Below are 17,792 nucleotides of genomic sequence, written 5' to 3'. Positions count from 1 at the left end.
GAAAATATGTTGGCTTAGAAAGGATAATTGATCCCTACATTATAGACCGCATTATTAAAGTTGTAATTTTTAAACCAGCGATTGCCTTCGGGAAGGGCAGGGTTGTAGGTTTTAAAGCCAACATCAAATCTTAATACAAAAAAGTTAAAGTCGTACCTAAGTCCAAAACCAGAGCCTACAGCAATATTTTTTAAGTCTGCAAGGGACTCAAAAGTTGCCTTTTCATCTTCAACAATATCCAGTACATTCCAGATATTTCCTACGTCTATAAAAACAGCCGAATTTAAAGCGCCAAACAGGTTGTAACGATATTCTGCATTAAAGGCAAGTTTCATATTAGCTTCATTAAATTCATTTCGACCGCCACTGCTGCCCGGGCCAAGATCGTAAGCTCGCCACGCACGATTATCATTAGGGCCACCGGCAAAGAAACTTCTTACAAATGGGATGCTGTTTGCATTTCCATAAGGGATTGCCACGCCGCCGAATGCTCGAAAAGCTAAAATATTATTCTGTCCCATATCCCAGTGCTTAATAAAATCGAGCTCGGTTTTGATATATTGAGAGAAGTTTACTCCTAAAATATTATAATTTCCATTTTCATTTTTTTCAAAGTCGGCTATTGAGGAAATTGCAGAAAGTGTATTCCCAGCGGTTTCTATTTTAAACCTAAACCTAGTGAATTCCTGATCGTATAAATTTTTCTTGGTATTCCATAAATAGGTGTAGTTAGTAGCGAAAATCAGGTTGTTTTCAGTTAAACGATTTTTACGTTCTCCTATATTATTTACCAGTTGTGTTTGATCTTCGTCCAGGCCGGTAGTCCCACCGGTATTATTCGAGACATCGTTAATAAAACTTTCAGCTCCTGTTGGGATAATTAGCAATCCTTCTTCATTTAAATAAGAGGGATTGGTAACGATACTGCCCGATTGAACGATCTGGTTGAGATCGTTGTACGAATTACGATAAACATTAAAATAGTTATCGGTATTCAGGTTTCTTACGTATTGAATGTTTAAAAGATCAAGGCGGTTAGAAAGTTGTGGCGACGGATTCCAACGGTAATTAAGAATCCCGGTAAGGTTTCGCTTATCTAAACCAATATTATTTTGGGTGCTAACTCCTACGCTAAGTGCGGTAAAGGGTTGCATGTATTTCGGGATAAACTTATCGGTATTAATAGGAAGAAATATCCTTGGAAAAGTAAGTTTAAGATCGGCTCCAATTTCTGAAATATCAAAAAATCGGTCGTCATTTCCACTTATTGCGGCATCTGTAGACGATCCTATACTTCCCCGTCCTGAAATTTCAAAGTTTTCGGCTCCTCTAAATACGTTTCTTATTAAAAGCGAGCCGCCAAAACCAATTCCGAACTTTTGGATATTGCTTTGTGAAACATCAAAATCGAAACCCAATGAGTATTTTGGCTGCGGAGTTAAAAAAATATTAGCCACAAGATCACTACGGGTAGAATCTGCAGGATCTGGGGTGAATTGTACATTAGGATATTTAAAAACGCGTAAAGAGTTTAAGCGATTGTAAGTTCGGGAGCGGGAAATATCACTGTATGTATTTCCTGGTCTAATAAAAACTGCATCGGTAATGGCTTCGGGTTTATAGCGAAGTTCTTCAAAGCTATAAAGGGTGTAGCCCTCATCGGTAGTTATACTATCGGTTAATGCCTGATTCCGATTTGCATATTTATAATCGGTGAAAATATTAACCTTACTAATTTCGTGAATTTTAAATGGAACCCTTGAGGTGGTGTCTTCTTCTGAAGCAAAACGGTTTTTTATTATCACGGTTGTATTTACATTTTTGCCCGTGTTAATCGTATCGGCATTAAAACTTATATATTCCTGGTCAAAATTATACACCCCGCTATTTCTAAAAAGAGAAGTGAGGCGGTCTCTTTCTTCATTGATATCCAAGGTTTTATACTGCATACCTTTCTTAATGACAGATTCGTCTTTATGAAGTTCGTATAAAGAATCTATAACTTTAGAAGATATATTGGTAGTGATGGAATCTAAATAATAAGGTTCTCCGGTTCTAACTTCGTAGGCTACCCGAGCGCGTTTCTTTTTATTTTCTGAAGAAATTATTTCGTAATCGGTTTCTACATTAAACCAGCCATTGTTCCAATACCAGGAATTTAAACGGTTAACCGATTTTTTGGTTTCTTCCTCATTTACAATTACCGGTGCTTCGCCGGTTCTTTTAATCCATTCGTTGAAAGTCTTTCGTGAATGCAGAAATTTTTCAAACTGTTTATAGGAAAGAATATCTACCAGTGTATTTTTCTTGCTTTCATTTTCAAGATATTTTTCGCTTAAAATAGAATCGATATTTGGGCGGGCAAGATTATAAAAATGAAGTCGAAGTGGAACTCCTAAGAAACTGGTATTTGGTTCCTGGTAGAGCTGGTTGTAAATACGGGTTTCTTTAATCTTTTCGTCATTGACGAAAATCTCATTGTCAGTGAGCAGTTTATCATCACCTTCTACGCGTTTTACAGCATTACAGGAAATTAAAAAAAGCAGGCTTAAAAAAAATAATGATATTTTTGCGAAATGCCGATTCAAACACACATTTTTAAGAGATCAAAATTACATTTTTTGTATGGTTAGTAAAAGCCAAATTAAGTTAATAACCAGTCTTGCACAAAAAAAATACCGTTATAAAAACGGACTTTTTGTAGCCGAAGGTTTTAAAACAATAAACGAGCTTATAAACTCAAAATTTATTCTAAATAGGCTTTTTACGATTTCGGCAGATTTTGGTGTTGATTCTAATAAAGTTCAAGAACTTGATGAAAAGGAACTCAAAAAAATAAGTTTTCTTAAAACACCACAGGCGGCATTAGCCTTATTCGAAATTCCAGCGGAAAAAATAGTTCAGGAAGAAAGTCTCACTCTAGCTTTAGATGGAGTTAGGGATCCCGGAAATTTGGGGACTATTATAAGGCTTTGTGATTGGTTTGGGGTAAAAAATCTGATGTGTTCTAATGATTCGGTAGATTGCTTCAACCCAAAAGTAGTTCAGGCAACGATGGGATCTTTAGCCAGGGTGAATATTTCCTATTGTGACTTAAAAAATCACCTCGAAAAATCAGAACTTCCCGTATATGGTGCTTTTATGGAAGGAGAGAATATTTATAGAAGTGAAACCGAAGAAAAGGCAATCCTGGTGATGGGAAATGAAGCGAATGGAATTTCAGCTGAAATTGAAGCTTTAATTAATAAAAAAATAAGCATTCCTCGTTTTGGAGAATTAAAAGAAACTGAAAGCCTAAACGTAGCAACAGCCACCGCAATTCTACTAAGTGAATTTAAACGTAAGAGTTTTACTCATTAAAAACCTGATAAAGCTCTACTGAAACGTAAAATTGAGGAACAGCGCTTGGGATCGCATCGCATCTATACTTCCAGCCGCTTCGTTTGTAGATTCATTTAGCTCGTTGTTTATCGTGAAAACACCTCTTATTGATGGTGAAAACTTAAAGTAATAAAGGTATAAGTCTATACCAATCCCAACTTCATAATGATAATTATTGGTTTTAAACCTAAATTCTGCATCCGGATTGTTTTCGTTACTTGAGAGGTTAATTGAAGTAGATAAACCGCCCACTATAAATGGTTTGAAGTTATTGATACGGTCTGCAGAAAACTTCAATAACAGCGGGATATGAACATAGGTAGAGTTTATTTCTTCAATTTCTTTGGTAGAAGGAGGTCTGAAATTACGAGTGTTAAAAGTAACCCCAGGTTCCAACCGAAGGTCTAAGTTATTATTGAGTTTTAAATTTCCAACCAGGCCAACGTTGAACCCCATAGTTTTTTCGATAATGAGATCGTTTCCATTAGTTGATGGTTCCTCGTTATATTTGAATTTGAAATCGTAGGTATTAAAACCCAGGTAGTATCCCCAGGACCAACGTTGTTTGTCAAAATTCTCGTTATTAATAATTTTATCTCCTCCAAAAATTTGCGCATTACCAAATTGAACGCAAAAAAGAAAGGCAATAACAAAAAGTTTCTTCATAATTTTATTTTGAAGCAGTATAAATGGTTGCAACCCCAAAAGTTTGAGGCTTATTTTCTACATTTATAAACCCCGTTTTCTTTAAAATATTGTTGAAAGCTTCTCCATATGGAAATTCGGCTGCACTTTTACTTAAATAAGAGTAAGCTTCCCGGTCTTTTGAAAATATTCTCCCAATTAGGGGTAGCATATAGCCAGAATATAATTTATAACCTTGTTTGAACGGAAATCTGGTAGGGACAGAAGTTTCCAAAACTACAAAAATTCCGCCGGGTTTTAGAACCCTTTGAATTTCTGATAATCCTTTTTCTAAATCTTCAAAATTGCGCACTCCAAATGCTACGGTTATCGCATCAAAAGAATTGTCTTCAAAAGGTAGGGCTTCAGAGTCTCCCTGCACCATTTCAATCTTATCGGTTAAGTGTTTGGCCGCAATTTTTTTGCGCCCAACTTTCAGCATACCTTCAGAAAGATCAAGACCAACAATTTTTTTAGCATTTATATCGGCCATTTGTATGGCGAGGTCTCCGGTTCCAGTGGCAATATCCAGAACAGCATTTGGCTTTTGCGCTTTAACCAGGGCAATAACCTTTTTTCTCCATTTCACGTCAGTACCCATGGAGATTACCCGGTTCAAACCATCATAATTACCAGATATTTTATCAAACATCTGCTCAACCTGTTTCTTTTTATTGAGACCAGAATCCTGGTAAGGAGTCACCTTTTTACTCATAATACCAATTTTGGGTCAAAGATACACGATATGAAATAATTGTGATGATACTTTTAGAAATTGTTGTTATAGAGTTCGGTTTTTGGTTTGTCTAAAATACCGTACATTTGTTCTTCTTTTCAATTTCAAGCTGTTATATGAAGATAATTATTGCCGGAGCAGGTGAAGTCGGCTTTCATTTGGCAAAATTGCTTTCTTTCGAATCCCAGGATATCACATTGATTGATACCAACCGGGATAATCTTACTTATGCCGATACGCATTTAGATATCAGGACGATAAAAGGAGATGCTACTTCTATTGCAATTTTAAAAGATTCTCAGGTAAAGCATGTAGATATGCTTATTAGTGTTACTTCCAGTGAAGCTACCAATATTACAACCTGTGTTTTGGCAAAACAACTAGGAGCTAAAAGAACTATAGCTCGTATTTCTAATACTGAATTTCTAGAAAACAAAGAGGAAATTGGTTTTACTCGCTTTGGTATAGACGAATTGATTTCTCCTGAAGCTTTGGCGGCGAGGGAAATTGCTTTGCTACTTAATCAATCTGCTTTTAACGATAGTTATGAATTTGAAAATGGGGCTTTGACTATGATAGGGCTTAGTTTGTCTCGAAATGCGCTATTTGTGGGTAAAACAGTTAAGGAGGCGGCTAATATTTTTCCCGATCTTAACTTTGTTCCTATAGCTATTCAGCGTTACGGGACTCAATATACTCTTATTCCGCGAGGAGATACACAGTTTAAGGAAGGCGATCAGGTGAATTTCATTACCTTAAAAAGCGGTGTGGAAAACCTTTACAAGCTTACCGGTAAAACTAAGCACGCTATAAAGAATATAATGATTTTAGGCGGAAGTAAAATTGGTAAAAAAACAGCTATAGATCTTTGTAGGAATAATTTTAATGTAAAGTTAGTTGAGAGTAATAAAGAGAAGGCATATGATCTTGCTGATGAACTTCCCAATGCTCTAATTATTCATGGAGATGGTAGAAATGTAGAACTGCTTGAAGAAGAAAATGTGCACGATATGGATGCATTTATTGCGGTTACCGGTAATTCGGAAACCAATATTATGTCTTGCCTTGTAGCAAAATCTAAAAGCGTGAAGAAGACCATCTCTTTGGTAGAAAATATGGACTATTATCAATTGAGCCACTCAATTGGGATTGATACCCTGATCAATAAGAAGTTACTTGCTGCCAATAATATTTTTAGATATGTTAGAAAGGGTGAAGTAGTGGCAATGACCAAGATCAATAATATGAATGCCGAGCTTCTGGAGTTTATAGTGAAGCCAAATTCCCAGGTTTGTAATAAAAGAATTAAAGATCTCGATTTTCCAAGATCTGCCATTATTGGGGGAATTATAAGAGACGGTAAAGGAATAATTGCGTTGGGTGAATTTACTATTACAAGGGGCGATCGGATAGTGGTTTGTTGCCTCCCAAGATCTATAAAAAAGGTTGAAAAACTCTTTCTATAATGCCAAGACTTAATTATCAAATTATTCTCCACGTCATGGGGCTGTTACTTTTATGTAACGGTGGTTTTATGCTTACCGCAGTTTTAGTAAGCTGGTTTTATGAAGATGGGGTAACTATAGATATTCTTGCTGCAGCTTTTATCACTTTATTCCTGGGAGTCCTTTTTATGTTTACTACCCGTGGCCACCGCAAAGAAGTAAAGAAGCGTGAAGGCTATATTATAGTAACTTTTGGCTGGATCTTTATGGCTTTAAGCGGCACGTTGCCTTATGTTTTAAGCGAATCTATTCCTGCTTTTACCGATGCTTTTTTTGAAACCATGTCTGGTTATACCACTACCGGTGCCTCGGTTTTAAACGATATTGAATCTATTCCAAAAGGGATTTTGTTTTGGAGAAGCCTAACGCATTGGATTGGTGGAATGGGGATTATCGTTCTTGCTATAGCCATTCTGCCCTTATTGGGAATAGGAGGGATGCAACTCTTTGCTGCGGAAGCTCCCGGCCCAAGCGCCGATAAGCTTAAACCCAGAATTACCGATACCGCCAAGCGTTTATGGCTTATTTACGTGAGCTATACTGTGGCAGAAACTATCTTATTAAAAGTAGCTGGAATGAGCTTTTTTGATGCGATTAACCATTCGCTTAGCACACTTTCTACCGGTGGTTTTTCAACGAAAAATATTAGTGTTGCTTACTGGAACGATAGGCCAATTATTCAATATATTATCATGCTTTTTATGTTTTTGGCGGGAGCTAACTTTGTTTTAAGCTATTACAGTTTCAAAGGTAAAGTTCAAAAAGTACTGCATGACGATGAGTTTAAATGGTATTTCCTTTTTATAGCAATATTTACGGTAGTGGCTTCTTTGTTAATATATTTTGAAGCTGATGTTGCCCTTTCTCAAATAGATCACCCAATGGTTTGGGGTGAGGCCGAAAGTGCTTTTAGACATTCACTTTTTCAGGTGCTGGCTATTATTACTACCACAGGATTTGTGACTGCCGATTACACTATGTGGACGCCTTTTCTCACAATTTTCTTCTTCGGAATGTTCTTTTTGGGAGGTTCAGCTGGTTCTACGGCAGGTGGTGTAAAGGTGATGCGTCATATTATTATGATTAGAAATGGCGGAATTGAGTTTAAACGTGCCTTGCATCCAAACGCGATTCTTCCGGTACGATTTAATGGAAAATCTATTGGCAAAGGAGTAACCTTTAATATTCTGGGCTTCTTTATACTTTATATGCTTTCCTTTATAATTGGGTCTGTTATTTTAGGAGGACTCGGTCTCGATTTTGAAACGGCTATTGGTGGAGCAGCTTCTTCCCTGGGCAATATTGGTCCTGCTTTTGGCGCGCTTGGTCCGGTAAATAATTTCGATATTCTACCGCCACTAGGAAAATGGTGGTGTTCTTTCTTGATGCTTATCGGAAGATTAGAACTGTTTACCGTCCTCATACTTCTCACTCCCTTCTTCTGGAGAAATAGGTAATACTAAAATATTCAGATTAAATAGAAAGGCTGTTTAAAAGGATAATTTTCTGTCAAGCTGAATTCGTTTCAGTTTTTTATCCCGAATTAGCTTCCGGATTCTAAGATATTCTTAATTCATCAAAATCCAGGATCTCCGAATAAATTTCGAAGCAAGCTCCCGACCAAAAATCGGGACAGGATCTGAAACAATTCCGAAGTTTCGAGAAAGGATGGCGTTATGGAATAAAACTGATAACTATTTTTAGGGGTTTCCGTGGCTATAAAAAAATCCTGATGAGTTTTAACTGCATCAGGATTTTGAAAAATATATTATTTTATGAGCTTAAACCTAAGCTTCAGCTAAAACTGATTTAATTCGCTTCATCGCTTCTTCAATCTGAGATTCACTTGCTGCGTAAGAAATTCTTATACAATCTGGGTTTCCGAAGGCATCACCAGTAACCGTTGCTACAAGAGCTTCTTCTAATAAAAACATAGAGAAATCTGTAGCGTTTTCAATCTTATGGCCTTTAATTGTTTTTCCGAAGAAATGAGAGACATTAGGAAAAACATAAAACGCACCTTCTGGTTCTGTGGTTACAAAACCTTCAATAGTATTTAAAAGATCTATAATTAGTTTTCTCCTTTTCTTAAAGGTATCTACCATATAGCTAATTTCACTTACCGGTGCTTCTAGCGCTTTAATTACAGCACGCTGAGCTATACAATTGGCGCCACTGGTAATTTGACCCTGCATTTTATTACAGGCACGTGCAATCCAGGTAGGAGCTCCTATATAACCAATTCTCCAACCCGTCATAGCGAAAGCTTTGGAGACACCATTTACGGTTACTACACGATCGTACATATCTTCAAACTGCGCCATAGAAGCATGACCGCCAACAAAATTGATATGCTCGTAAATTTCATCGCTTACAATAACGATATCCGGATGTTTTTTTAGCACATCTGCAAGCCCTCTAAGTTCTTCTTTGCTGTAAACCATTCCACTAGGATTACAGGGTGAGCTATACCAAATCATTTTTGTTTTCGGGGTGATAGCTGCTTCCAGCTGCTCTGGAGTCATTTTGAAATCGGTTTCTACTGAAGTTGGAACTTCAACTGGAACGCCTTCTGCCAGTTTTACTATTTCGGCATAACTTACCCAGTAAGGGCAGGGTAGAATAACTTCGTCTCCCGGGTTTAATAAAACCATCGCCACATTGGCTAAAGATTGTTTAGCGCCTGTAGACACTACAATTTGAGAAAGATCGTAGGTAAGATCGTTATCTCTCTTAAACTTATTGATTATCGCCTCCTTTAATTCTACATAACCATCTACGGGCGTATAAGAATTGTAGTTATCATTTATCGCCTGTATCGCGGCTTGTTTAATAAAATCTGGAGTATTAAAATCTGGTTCTCCAAGACTTAAACCAATGATATCTTTCCCTTCGGCTCTAAGTTCACGCGCTTTTGCAGCCATAGCCAGGGTTTGAGAAGTGGCTAAATTGTTAATTCGGTTGGATAATTGTTCTTGCATTCTTTAATTGGTTACAAATTAATTACTCAATATTTGAGACTTGAAATACATATAACCTCGAGAAAGGTTTATTTGTTTTCTTATCTCGACCTCGTGGGATTTCTCCAGAGGTAATCTAGGAAATTGCAGGTTTAGAACCCATTTCTTTTAAATGTTGAAAATGGGCAATTATTGCTGCGCGTGTGGTTTTGTATTCGTGATAAGGGAGATTGCATTCTGAAGCGGTCTCCTTAACTATCTTAGCGATTTTAGAATAGTGAATATGACTAATATTTGGGAAAATATGGTGCTCTACCTGATGATTTAATCCACCGGTGAACCAGTTTACAATTTTGTTTTTTGTTGCAAAATTAACCGTAGTAAATAACTGGTGAATTGCCCAGGTATTCTTCATAGATCCGGTTTCATCTGGTAATGGCATTTCTGTTTCCTTCACTACGTGGGCTAACTGAAATACAATACTTAGAATTAGACCTGCAGTATAATGCATCACGAAAAATCCTATTAAAATTTTCCACCAGGAAATTGATAAAATTAGCATAGGAATCACAATCCAAATAGAAACATAAATCAGTTTTGTAATTGCAATAATGCTCCATTGTGCTACCGGGTTGGGCATTTTTCCGTAGGATAGCTTTCGCTTTAAATAATTTTTAGTTTGTTTAAAATCTGTAGTCAACGCCCAGTTAAAAGTTAATAAACCATATAGAAACACAGAATAATAATGTTGAAAACGGTGAAAGCTATACCATTTGGCATGTTCAGAAAATCTAATTATTCGTCCCGCATCCAAATCTTCGTCGTGACCGTGAATATTCGTATAAGTATGGTGTAAAACATTATGTTGTACCTGCCAATTGTAAACATTTCCGGCTAGTACATAAATTGTACCTCCCATAAATTTATTCACCCATTTTTTGGAAGAATAGGAGCCATGATTACCGTCATGCATAATATTCATTCCTACTCCAGCCATTCCGGCTCCCATCACTACGGTAAGTAGTAACATCCACCACTGTGAAATGTCCAGGGTTAGGATCAGGAAATAAGGTGTTAGAAATAAGGAAAACATAGCTACAGCTTTAAGGTGGAGTTTCCAGTTTCCTGTTTTTTTAATGTTGTTTTCCTTAAAGTAATTATTTACTCTTTTATTGAGTAGCCTAAAGAATTTTGTAGAATCCTTTCGGGAGAATTTAATATGATTTTGAATGTTTTCCATTTATTTTTTTTGTAAGCGGTAAAGGTAAAATTTTTATATAGTTATTATGTAATCTAAACCGTATTAATGTACGGTGCAATTTCAGCACCAAATTATGTATTTTTGTGCAAAACTTGAAAACTTTGGAATTAATAAAGAAATATTTCCCCGATTTATCCGATGACCAATATGCAAAATTTGAACAGTTGGAAGCACTGTACAAAGACTGGAATCTTAAAATTAACGTGGTCTCGCGTAAAGATATTGATGAGATTTATCTAAGGCATGTACTACACTCCCTGGGAATTGCAAAAATTCAAAAGTTTAAACCGGGAGCAGAAATTTTAGATGTGGGAACGGGCGGTGGATTTCCAGGAATTCCACTGGCAATCTTATTTCCTGAAACCAATTTTCATTTAGTGGATTCTATAGGAAAAAAAATGAAAGTGGTAAATGAAGTGGTGGAAGGATTAAAACTCACCAACGTAAAAACTACAAACGCAAGGGTAGAAGAGATTTCTGGAACTTACGATTTTATAGTAAGTAGGGCAGTGGCTGCAATGCCCACTTTTGTGCATTGGACCAAAGGTAAGATCGCTAAAAAAAGTCAACACGAACTCAAAAACGGAATCCTTTACTTAAAAGGCGGCGATCTAACTGTTGAACTTCGTGATTATCCAAAGGCCGAAATTTATGAACTCCGCGATTATTTTGAGGAAGATTTTTTCAATACTAAAAAAGTGGTTTATCTACCATTAAAGTACAAGCCTTAATCTTTTCTAATAATTACTTTTTTAGCATAATCTCCGGAATCGGTATAAACTTTCACGATGTAAACAGCTGAGCTTAAGGATTTTTTCTGCGGAACATGAATTTCTTTAAGGTCGGGTATTCCGAAGTGTTGATCTACCAGTTGGCCAGCAATATTATAAATATTAATGTGCTCAATTTTATGAAGTTCAGGATTGCTAATTACAAACTCCCTGTTGTCTAGAGAGTAATAGTAATCAATAGGGCCTTCACCGGGTTCTTTATCTTTTCTGGTGGAAGTTACATCGTGAAACACAATTTCATATAAATCCTGGTATTCTCCTGCAGGTAAGCTAGCTTTAAAAGCTTCTTTTCTTAGATCGTGATAAGTGCTGTCGCTATTATCACGCAAGTAGATATCAATGATATCGGGCACATTCTCGAGTTCCCCCAATTCTATGCTGAATTCTTTTTCTTCAGCTATAGTAATTCCTAGAGGTAATCTTTGATCGAGATTAAAGTGCGGTACACCCTGGATTACAAATCTTCCTTCACCAATCATCCAGTACATATCTTCCGGGCCTCTGTCTATTAGTAGGGCTTCATAGCCATAATCTATACCTTGAGTGGTGTTTCCATCTGCAGCAACTCCTATTTGTCTCCAATAGCCCTGAGGAGAATTAAAATTTAAACGAATTTTATAACGTGTATCTTTCGCATATTTTGCTTGTTCTTTAGTTTTAGTTTCTGGTTTTAAGAACTGAGTTTCATCTGAGTTGCCAGTTATATCGGTGTCAGGAGCAAATACTCTCATTCTATTTGTAAACTCAATAACTCCTGTTTCAGGATTGGAGTTAGGTCCGTCACTATTCTTACTTGTATTTACAAAGAATCCCTGAGCTACCGGAATAAATCTGCCTGGCCGTTTTCCGCCACTCTTGCTAGGATCAGAGTTATCGATTCTTGAGTCAATAGATTTAGCAGGTAAGCCCAATGCTTTAGTATAGGTTGCATAGCCACCTATGTATTCAGCTAAATAATGTGAATCACCCGCAAAGTGGTGCCAGTAATAAATGGCCCCGTTAATATATGGTTCATTATGGTCTATGAATTCATTGGCATCAACTGCTGATGGATAAGGGTTCCCGACTAAATAATTTTGATTAGGGTAAGATTTTCTAAGCGGTAATGTGCCATTATTGGGAAAGCCATTAAAAATATATGTTTGGTAGATCCCTTTTTCTTCAGCTTCAATTACAGAAATATCAGTAGTACCCTTCATTGTGAAACCTTCACCAGGCCATAGTTGAAAATCCTGTTTTGAAGGATTGCTACCTAACTGTTTCCACGAGTGATATTGATTGGCGTTCTCTTCATTTGGATTTTGTGGATTGGGAAAGAAGCCATTAATCCAATAATTACTAATATTGATTTTGTTGGGATCTCCATTTTGTTCAACATAGAAAGGTCCGTTCCCAAATTGGATATCTTTTACCGAGCCATTTACAAGTCCTTTTTCTAAAATTCCAGCAACTGTAAATTTTGAAGTTGTATTATTTGGCATAACCGGTGTACTCCAGTAGTTATAATTATAACTACTAGCCGTTCCTGTTTGTTGTTTTTCAATTGTTCCATTACCTACAAGAATACTTCCTTCTGTTTGTACTAACTGTGACTCTCCTTTAAGATCGATAGTGCCATCTAATTTCAGGTAATGAGTAATACGGAGCTCACTACCGGAAGATTTGTTCTCTCCTTTCATTTTTATAGAACCGCCATCATCTAATAATCCTAATAGGGTTATGCTATTTGAATTATCGGTAGTTGCATCATTTGTTAACGTCTTACCATCTAACCGGACGATATTCCAATTGATTTTTTCGTCTTTGACACCTATACTATTGGGGGTGTCCCAAACCTGAGGTTGCTTCCAGGATGATTTGGTCCGCCAATCACCTCCTACTGCTATGTATGGTAGGGGAGCTGTATTCTGTTGTGTACTTTGAATGTTTTTTAAGCGTCCATCAATACCATTTGGAATTTTGTTTTTGGTAATACCGTTGGTAGCTTCAGAGGTTATAAGCCTATAATATCCTTTTAGATTTTCCCATTTTAAATTATTCGGAACATCTAAAGGTATTATTTCACCTCTAACATTCGTGTTGTTCTTAATTCGCTGGTTCATTATGAACTTAAGCTGATCTAATTCCAATGAAGTATTCCAAATCCTTACTTCTTCAATCCAACCGTGAAAAAAATTGGAGGGGTCAGGTTCGGAAGGTTCATTATGTATTGCCCCAATTAAAAACCTATTTTCAGAATTATCTGGCACTCCTGGAGCTCCATCACTGGCTTTAATTCCATCAATATAAATACCTTCATCTGTTCCGCCCTGAATCACAGCGATATGGTGCCATCGGTTTGAATCAATCTGATAGTCAGAAGAAAGAGTCTGGCCATTCCATCTAAATTTAGGAGTATTATTTTCAATAATTAAATCGTATCCACCCGTACTAAGATTAGCATTATCCCTTTTAGAGAGAATAGTTTTTATTGAAGTGGTAGCATTTTGATCTTGTTTTACCCAGGCTTCTATTGTAAATCCTGTGGTAAGATTTAGGTTGTCTCCAAAATCTATATAATCATCAATTCCATCAAAATCTATAGTACTACAATTACTAAAAATTATTTTTACCCTATCGGTACTCCCGCAGGGGATAGTCCACTCTAGAGTGTAGGTCCCCGTTGCTGTAATTGTGAAAAGACTTTCGGGATTGGTCGGATCTGAAATCACAGCACCGGCTGGGCCATTAATAATTCGCCAGGTCCCAAATTCTTCTTCTCCTGTTCTGGGATTGGTGTAGCCTTCGAAAATTGCCTCTAGCTTTACCTGATCGACTCCGCAATTTAAAACTTTATCATTACCAGCATTAGCAGCAACTTCTTCCGGTTCTATTATTTCAAATTGATAATCATCTCTACAACCGTTTGCGTCAATAACCTCAACGGAATGATTGCCTGAAGGTAAATCACTGACGGTGCTTTCCGCTGCAGTTGAGGATTGACCATTACTCCAAATTATTGTATAGGGAGCTGTTCCTCCAGAAATACTTACAGACACTTCAGCATCTTCGCCAGAATAGCAGGCCAAAGGATTTCTTTTTGTTTCAGTTAATGTGAGGGGATTAGAAGGTTGGTTGATTTGTAAAACTTCGGTTTCAAAGGTATTTCTGGGATTACTGGAATCGGAAATAATTACTTTATAACTACCTGCTTCAAGTTCTTCAAAAGTTTCCGAAGATTGATTGTTTCTTATTATTGAACCATCTTCAGCGGAAACTAACTTGTAAGAATATGGTGCATTGCCTCCCGAGGCTTTTACGGTTATTTTACCATTTTTCGCGCCATTACATAGTAGCTCATTAGCTGTAGCCTTGGCATATAAAGGTATTATAACTTCTCCTTGGTCATTAGATCCATAACATTTTGGATTCGATCCTTCACCGCAAGCTCTATTCTTATTTTGAGAAAAAAGAAGAAGTACATTTTCAAGTTTTATATCATCCCCACATTTCCAATCTACCTGAGCTAATTTTACCAGATCTGGTACCTCTTGATATTCATATAAGCAAAGTGTTTCACGTTCTTCTTTTATTTCTCCAGTATCGCCATTCGTCACAGTATAAATATATTCAATATATAGGGAATAAACTTTACGATTTGATAAATTTCGGAAATAAAGAAATTTATCTACGTTCTCGGCGCAATTTTCAGCCGTTATTTTTTCACCATTTGAATCACCCAAATAAATATTATCAATATCAAAAGAACCATCAGATGATCCACAATTAATTTCAAAACACTCTCCTACATATTGCTGAATTTCAGTTTTAAATTCATTTCCCAATTCATCGGTTACTGTTAACCTTATAGTTTTGCTGCCAGTGGTTTTGTATTTCACCTGAATAAGATTAGGGCCATCAGTAATAGGTTGGTTTGCTATATCAGATGGGTTTCCAAATTCCCATTCATAGTTATAAGGGCCATATCCACCTATGGCAGTATTGTTCTCAACTCTGAAATACGAAGTTCTAAGTTCTTCATTTTCTCTATCACATATAGAAGTTGGAACTATTAGAGCAGAAATGGGATCTATAATTATAACCTTATGATAAGTCGTAATGCAATTATTCGAATCAGTTACAGTTACTGAATACTCCCCTGCTGCTAAACCACTTGCTGTTTGTCCTGTTTGTCCATCTGACCATTTAAATGTATACTGAGGCGTTCCGCCTTTAACAAGCGCAGTTGCGGTTCCTGTTGCTGAACCAAAGCTAGTTGCTTCGGTAGTTATCACATCTGTAATTATTAACTCTTCCGGTGCATCTACAGTGATTGTTTCATCAATAGAACATCCATTTTCATCGGTAATCGTTAAAATAAGGTTATTGGAAGCAGATGAGTTATTTATATTATTAATTGTTGCTCCTGTCTTTCCATTGCTCCAGGTGTAAGTGAGTTGGCCTGTTCCTCCTTGAGCCTCAACCGTAACTGAGGCATTATCTTCTTTAAAGCATCCTCTATTAGTATTGATGTTTGTTATTTCAAGAAAACTCTCTGGCTCGCTAATGGTAAATTCTCTGGTTGCCAAACACCCATTCACATCAGTTGCTGTAACCGAATAGCTGCCCGGGCTTAAACCATCTTTGGTAGTTCCATTTCCTAATTCACCCCAATCATAAGTTATTGGACCAACTCCACCATTAACAATGGCCTGAGCTTTGCCAGTTGCAAACCCGTTACATGAAATATTTTCGGTAGCTATTTCTAGTTTTATTTGATCGATTGTAATGGTTTGGTTTACAGTGCTTTTATTGCCAGAATTATCAGTAAAGGTCCAGATAATAGTACCTTTTTCAGTGAAAGTTGTGGAACGATTTGGTTCTCCAATAATCTCGCCATCACAATTATCCTGGGCTATTGGAGCTTCAACGGTGTACTCACAACCCCAGGTAATATTTTCTTCCAGAATCGGGACAACTGGTGCTTCCTTATCTTTTACTATAATGGTTTGGACAGATGTTTGTAGGTTTTCATTTTCATCAGTTACTTCCCAAGTAATTGTTGTGGTGCCAACCGGATAAATCGCATTTAGGTTTTGCCCATCGCTTCTTATTCCAGTGGGGTTGCCTACATTACAATTGTCAGTAGCGGTCGCACTCACGGAAACATTTGCGCCACATTCTCCCGCATCGTTATTTATATTTTTATCTCCGTTGTGAGTAATGACTGGTTTTTCCTTATCAGTGACCGTTATTGTTTGTGTCAGGGTTTCTGCCTCATTATTATTTTCATCGGTAATGTCCCAGGAAATGGTTGTTACACCTACCGGATAAGGAGCGCTTAAATTTTGTCCATCGCTTCTTGTTGCTGTTGGATATGGAACGTTACAATTGTCAGTTGCTGTCGCGCTAACGGAAACTGTTGCACCACATTGGCCTGAATCAGTATTCACCGATTGATCACCATTGTGTGTGATTACTGGTTTTTCATTATCTGTTACGGTAATCGTTTGAGTAACGGTTTGGGCCTCATTATTATTTTCATCGGTAACGTCCCAGGAAATGGTTGTTACACCTACCGGATAAGGAGCGCTTAAATTTTGTCCATCGCTTCTTGTTGCAGTGGGATTGCCTACATTACAGTTGTCAGTAGCGGTCGCACTGACGGAAACATTTGCACCACATTTTCCCACATCGTTATTTACATTTTTATTTCCGTTGTGGGAAATGACTGGTTGTTCGCTATCGGTAACAGTAACTGTTTGAGTATCGCTATCTGTCCCATCATTATTCGTAATTCTCCAAGTCACCGTGGTAGTGCCTACTTGAAACTCATAGGTTGTAGGGTTTATGGTTGTACCATTCACCAAAATATCAGGGGAGTTGGAACTGTCCTTAATTGTTGGATTTCCTAAATCTACACCTGATGCGTGACATTTTCCACCTGTAGTATTAAAGGATTTATCGGCAGGAGCAGTAATAGTTGGTTCTTCCTGGAGTAGAAAGCCTACAAAAAAAGATTCATGTTTAATTTCCTTTCCAAACATGGGTTTTTCCGGACCATAATTGATATTAGCCAAAACAGTGTTTGCGGAAAGTAGGTACAATCCGAAAATAAAAACCGCTAAGAAAAACAGGGAAGTAATTTTACCCATAGGCAACTAATTGCTTTTAAAAAGTAAAATTACATATAAAAAATCTATTTTAACAGGATTTTAAGTCAAAATTATAGGCATAAAACCTTTAATATCAGACGAAAAACCATTTGTAATTAAGAAGAATATTTATACGTAGGAAAAATCTTTCATTTAAACTATAACTTTCTTCATTCTGTAGCTAACGATTAGTCCCTAATATATAATTTTAAAAGTAGGTAGAATAAAAAGCTCCCAAAAGACAACGTAATCCTAATGCTGAACTTTTATTCTTTTAAGTGGAAAACGCTTAATTAGATCAGATTAAGAATAAAAAATATGGGACTAAAAAACTGCGAAG

Annotated in this window: 10 protein-coding genes; 4 read left to right on the top strand and 6 right to left on the bottom strand. The window is 36.9% G+C overall.

Annotated elements, in window-relative coordinates; genetic code table 11:
* Nucleotides 1-14: 14 nt before the first annotated feature.
* Complete coding sequence (gene tamL, locus APB85_RS01850; RefSeq protein ID WP_455566831.1) at nucleotides 15-2,594, bottom strand: translocation and assembly module lipoprotein TamL; 2,580 nt, start codon at nucleotides 2,592-2,594, stop codon at nucleotides 15-17.
* A gap of 31 nt (nucleotides 2,595-2,625) precedes the next feature.
* Between tamL and APB85_RS01845 the strand changes: the two genes are divergently transcribed.
* Nucleotides 2,626-3,360, top strand: a complete 735-nt coding sequence (locus APB85_RS01845; protein ID WP_057480450.1) for an RNA methyltransferase — start codon at nucleotides 2,626-2,628, stop codon at nucleotides 3,358-3,360.
* Between the two features lie 15 nt (nucleotides 3,361-3,375).
* Here APB85_RS01845 and porT read toward each other — a convergent pair whose 3' ends face one another.
* Together porT and ubiE are read right to left on the bottom strand one after the other, a co-directional pair.
* Nucleotides 3,376-4,047, bottom strand: coding sequence for a type IX secretion/gliding motility protein PorT/SprT (gene porT / locus APB85_RS01840; RefSeq protein WP_057480449.1), 672 nt, complete (start codon nucleotides 4,045-4,047; stop codon nucleotides 3,376-3,378).
* Nucleotides 4,048-4,051: 4 nt separating this feature from the next.
* Nucleotides 4,052-4,780: a bifunctional demethylmenaquinone methyltransferase/2-methoxy-6-polyprenyl-1,4-benzoquinol methylase UbiE gene (gene ubiE, locus APB85_RS01835; RefSeq protein ID WP_057480448.1), complete on the bottom strand. Its 729-nt coding sequence runs from the start codon at nucleotides 4,778-4,780 to the stop codon at nucleotides 4,052-4,054.
* A 137-nt stretch (nucleotides 4,781-4,917) separates the two neighbouring features.
* Between ubiE and trkA the strand changes: the two genes are divergently transcribed.
* Together trkA and APB85_RS01825 are read left to right on the top strand one after the other, a co-directional pair.
* Nucleotides 4,918-6,267, top strand: coding sequence for a Trk system potassium transporter TrkA (gene trkA, locus APB85_RS01830; RefSeq protein WP_057480447.1), 1,350 nt, complete (start codon nucleotides 4,918-4,920; stop codon nucleotides 6,265-6,267).
* Entirely contained in the window at nucleotides 6,267-7,763 is a 1,497-nt protein-coding gene (locus APB85_RS01825) for a TrkH family potassium uptake protein (protein WP_057480446.1), read from the top strand. The genes trkA and APB85_RS01825 overlap by 1 nt, the downstream gene beginning before the upstream one ends.
* Nucleotides 7,764-8,093: 330 nt before the next feature.
* On the opposite strand, the gene APB85_RS01820 is transcribed toward APB85_RS01825, so the two are convergent.
* Nucleotides 8,094-9,287 (bottom strand): pyridoxal phosphate-dependent aminotransferase, encoded by a 1,194-nt coding sequence (locus APB85_RS01820; protein ID WP_057480445.1) that lies wholly within the window; start codon nucleotides 9,285-9,287, stop codon nucleotides 8,094-8,096.
* 115 nt (nucleotides 9,288-9,402) lie between these two features.
* The gene (locus APB85_RS01815) at nucleotides 9,403-10,506 is read right to left on the bottom strand and encodes a fatty acid desaturase family protein (RefSeq protein ID WP_057480444.1); all 1,104 of its coding nucleotides are present in this window, start codon (nucleotides 10,504-10,506) and stop codon (nucleotides 9,403-9,405) included.
* A gap of 122 nt (nucleotides 10,507-10,628) precedes the next feature.
* Here APB85_RS01815 and rsmG point away from each other — a divergent pair, with 122 nt between their 5' ends.
* The gene (gene rsmG, locus APB85_RS01810) at nucleotides 10,629-11,258 is read left to right on the top strand and encodes a 16S rRNA (guanine(527)-N(7))-methyltransferase RsmG (protein WP_057480655.1); all 630 of its coding nucleotides are present in this window, start codon (nucleotides 10,629-10,631) and stop codon (nucleotides 11,256-11,258) included.
* Here rsmG and APB85_RS01805 read toward each other — a convergent pair.
* Nucleotides 11,255-17,452, bottom strand: coding sequence for a LamG-like jellyroll fold domain-containing protein (locus APB85_RS01805; RefSeq protein WP_103294406.1), 6,198 nt, complete (start codon nucleotides 17,450-17,452; stop codon nucleotides 11,255-11,257). The two genes, rsmG and APB85_RS01805, sit on opposite strands and share 4 nt — an antisense overlap.
* Nucleotides 17,453-17,792 lie beyond the last annotated feature (340 nt).

The organism is Salegentibacter mishustinae (assembly GCF_002900095.1).
Lineage (GTDB): Bacteria > Bacteroidota > Bacteroidia > Flavobacteriales > Flavobacteriaceae > Salegentibacter > Salegentibacter mishustinae.
This window is presented reverse-complemented; position numbering and strand designations above follow the sequence as displayed.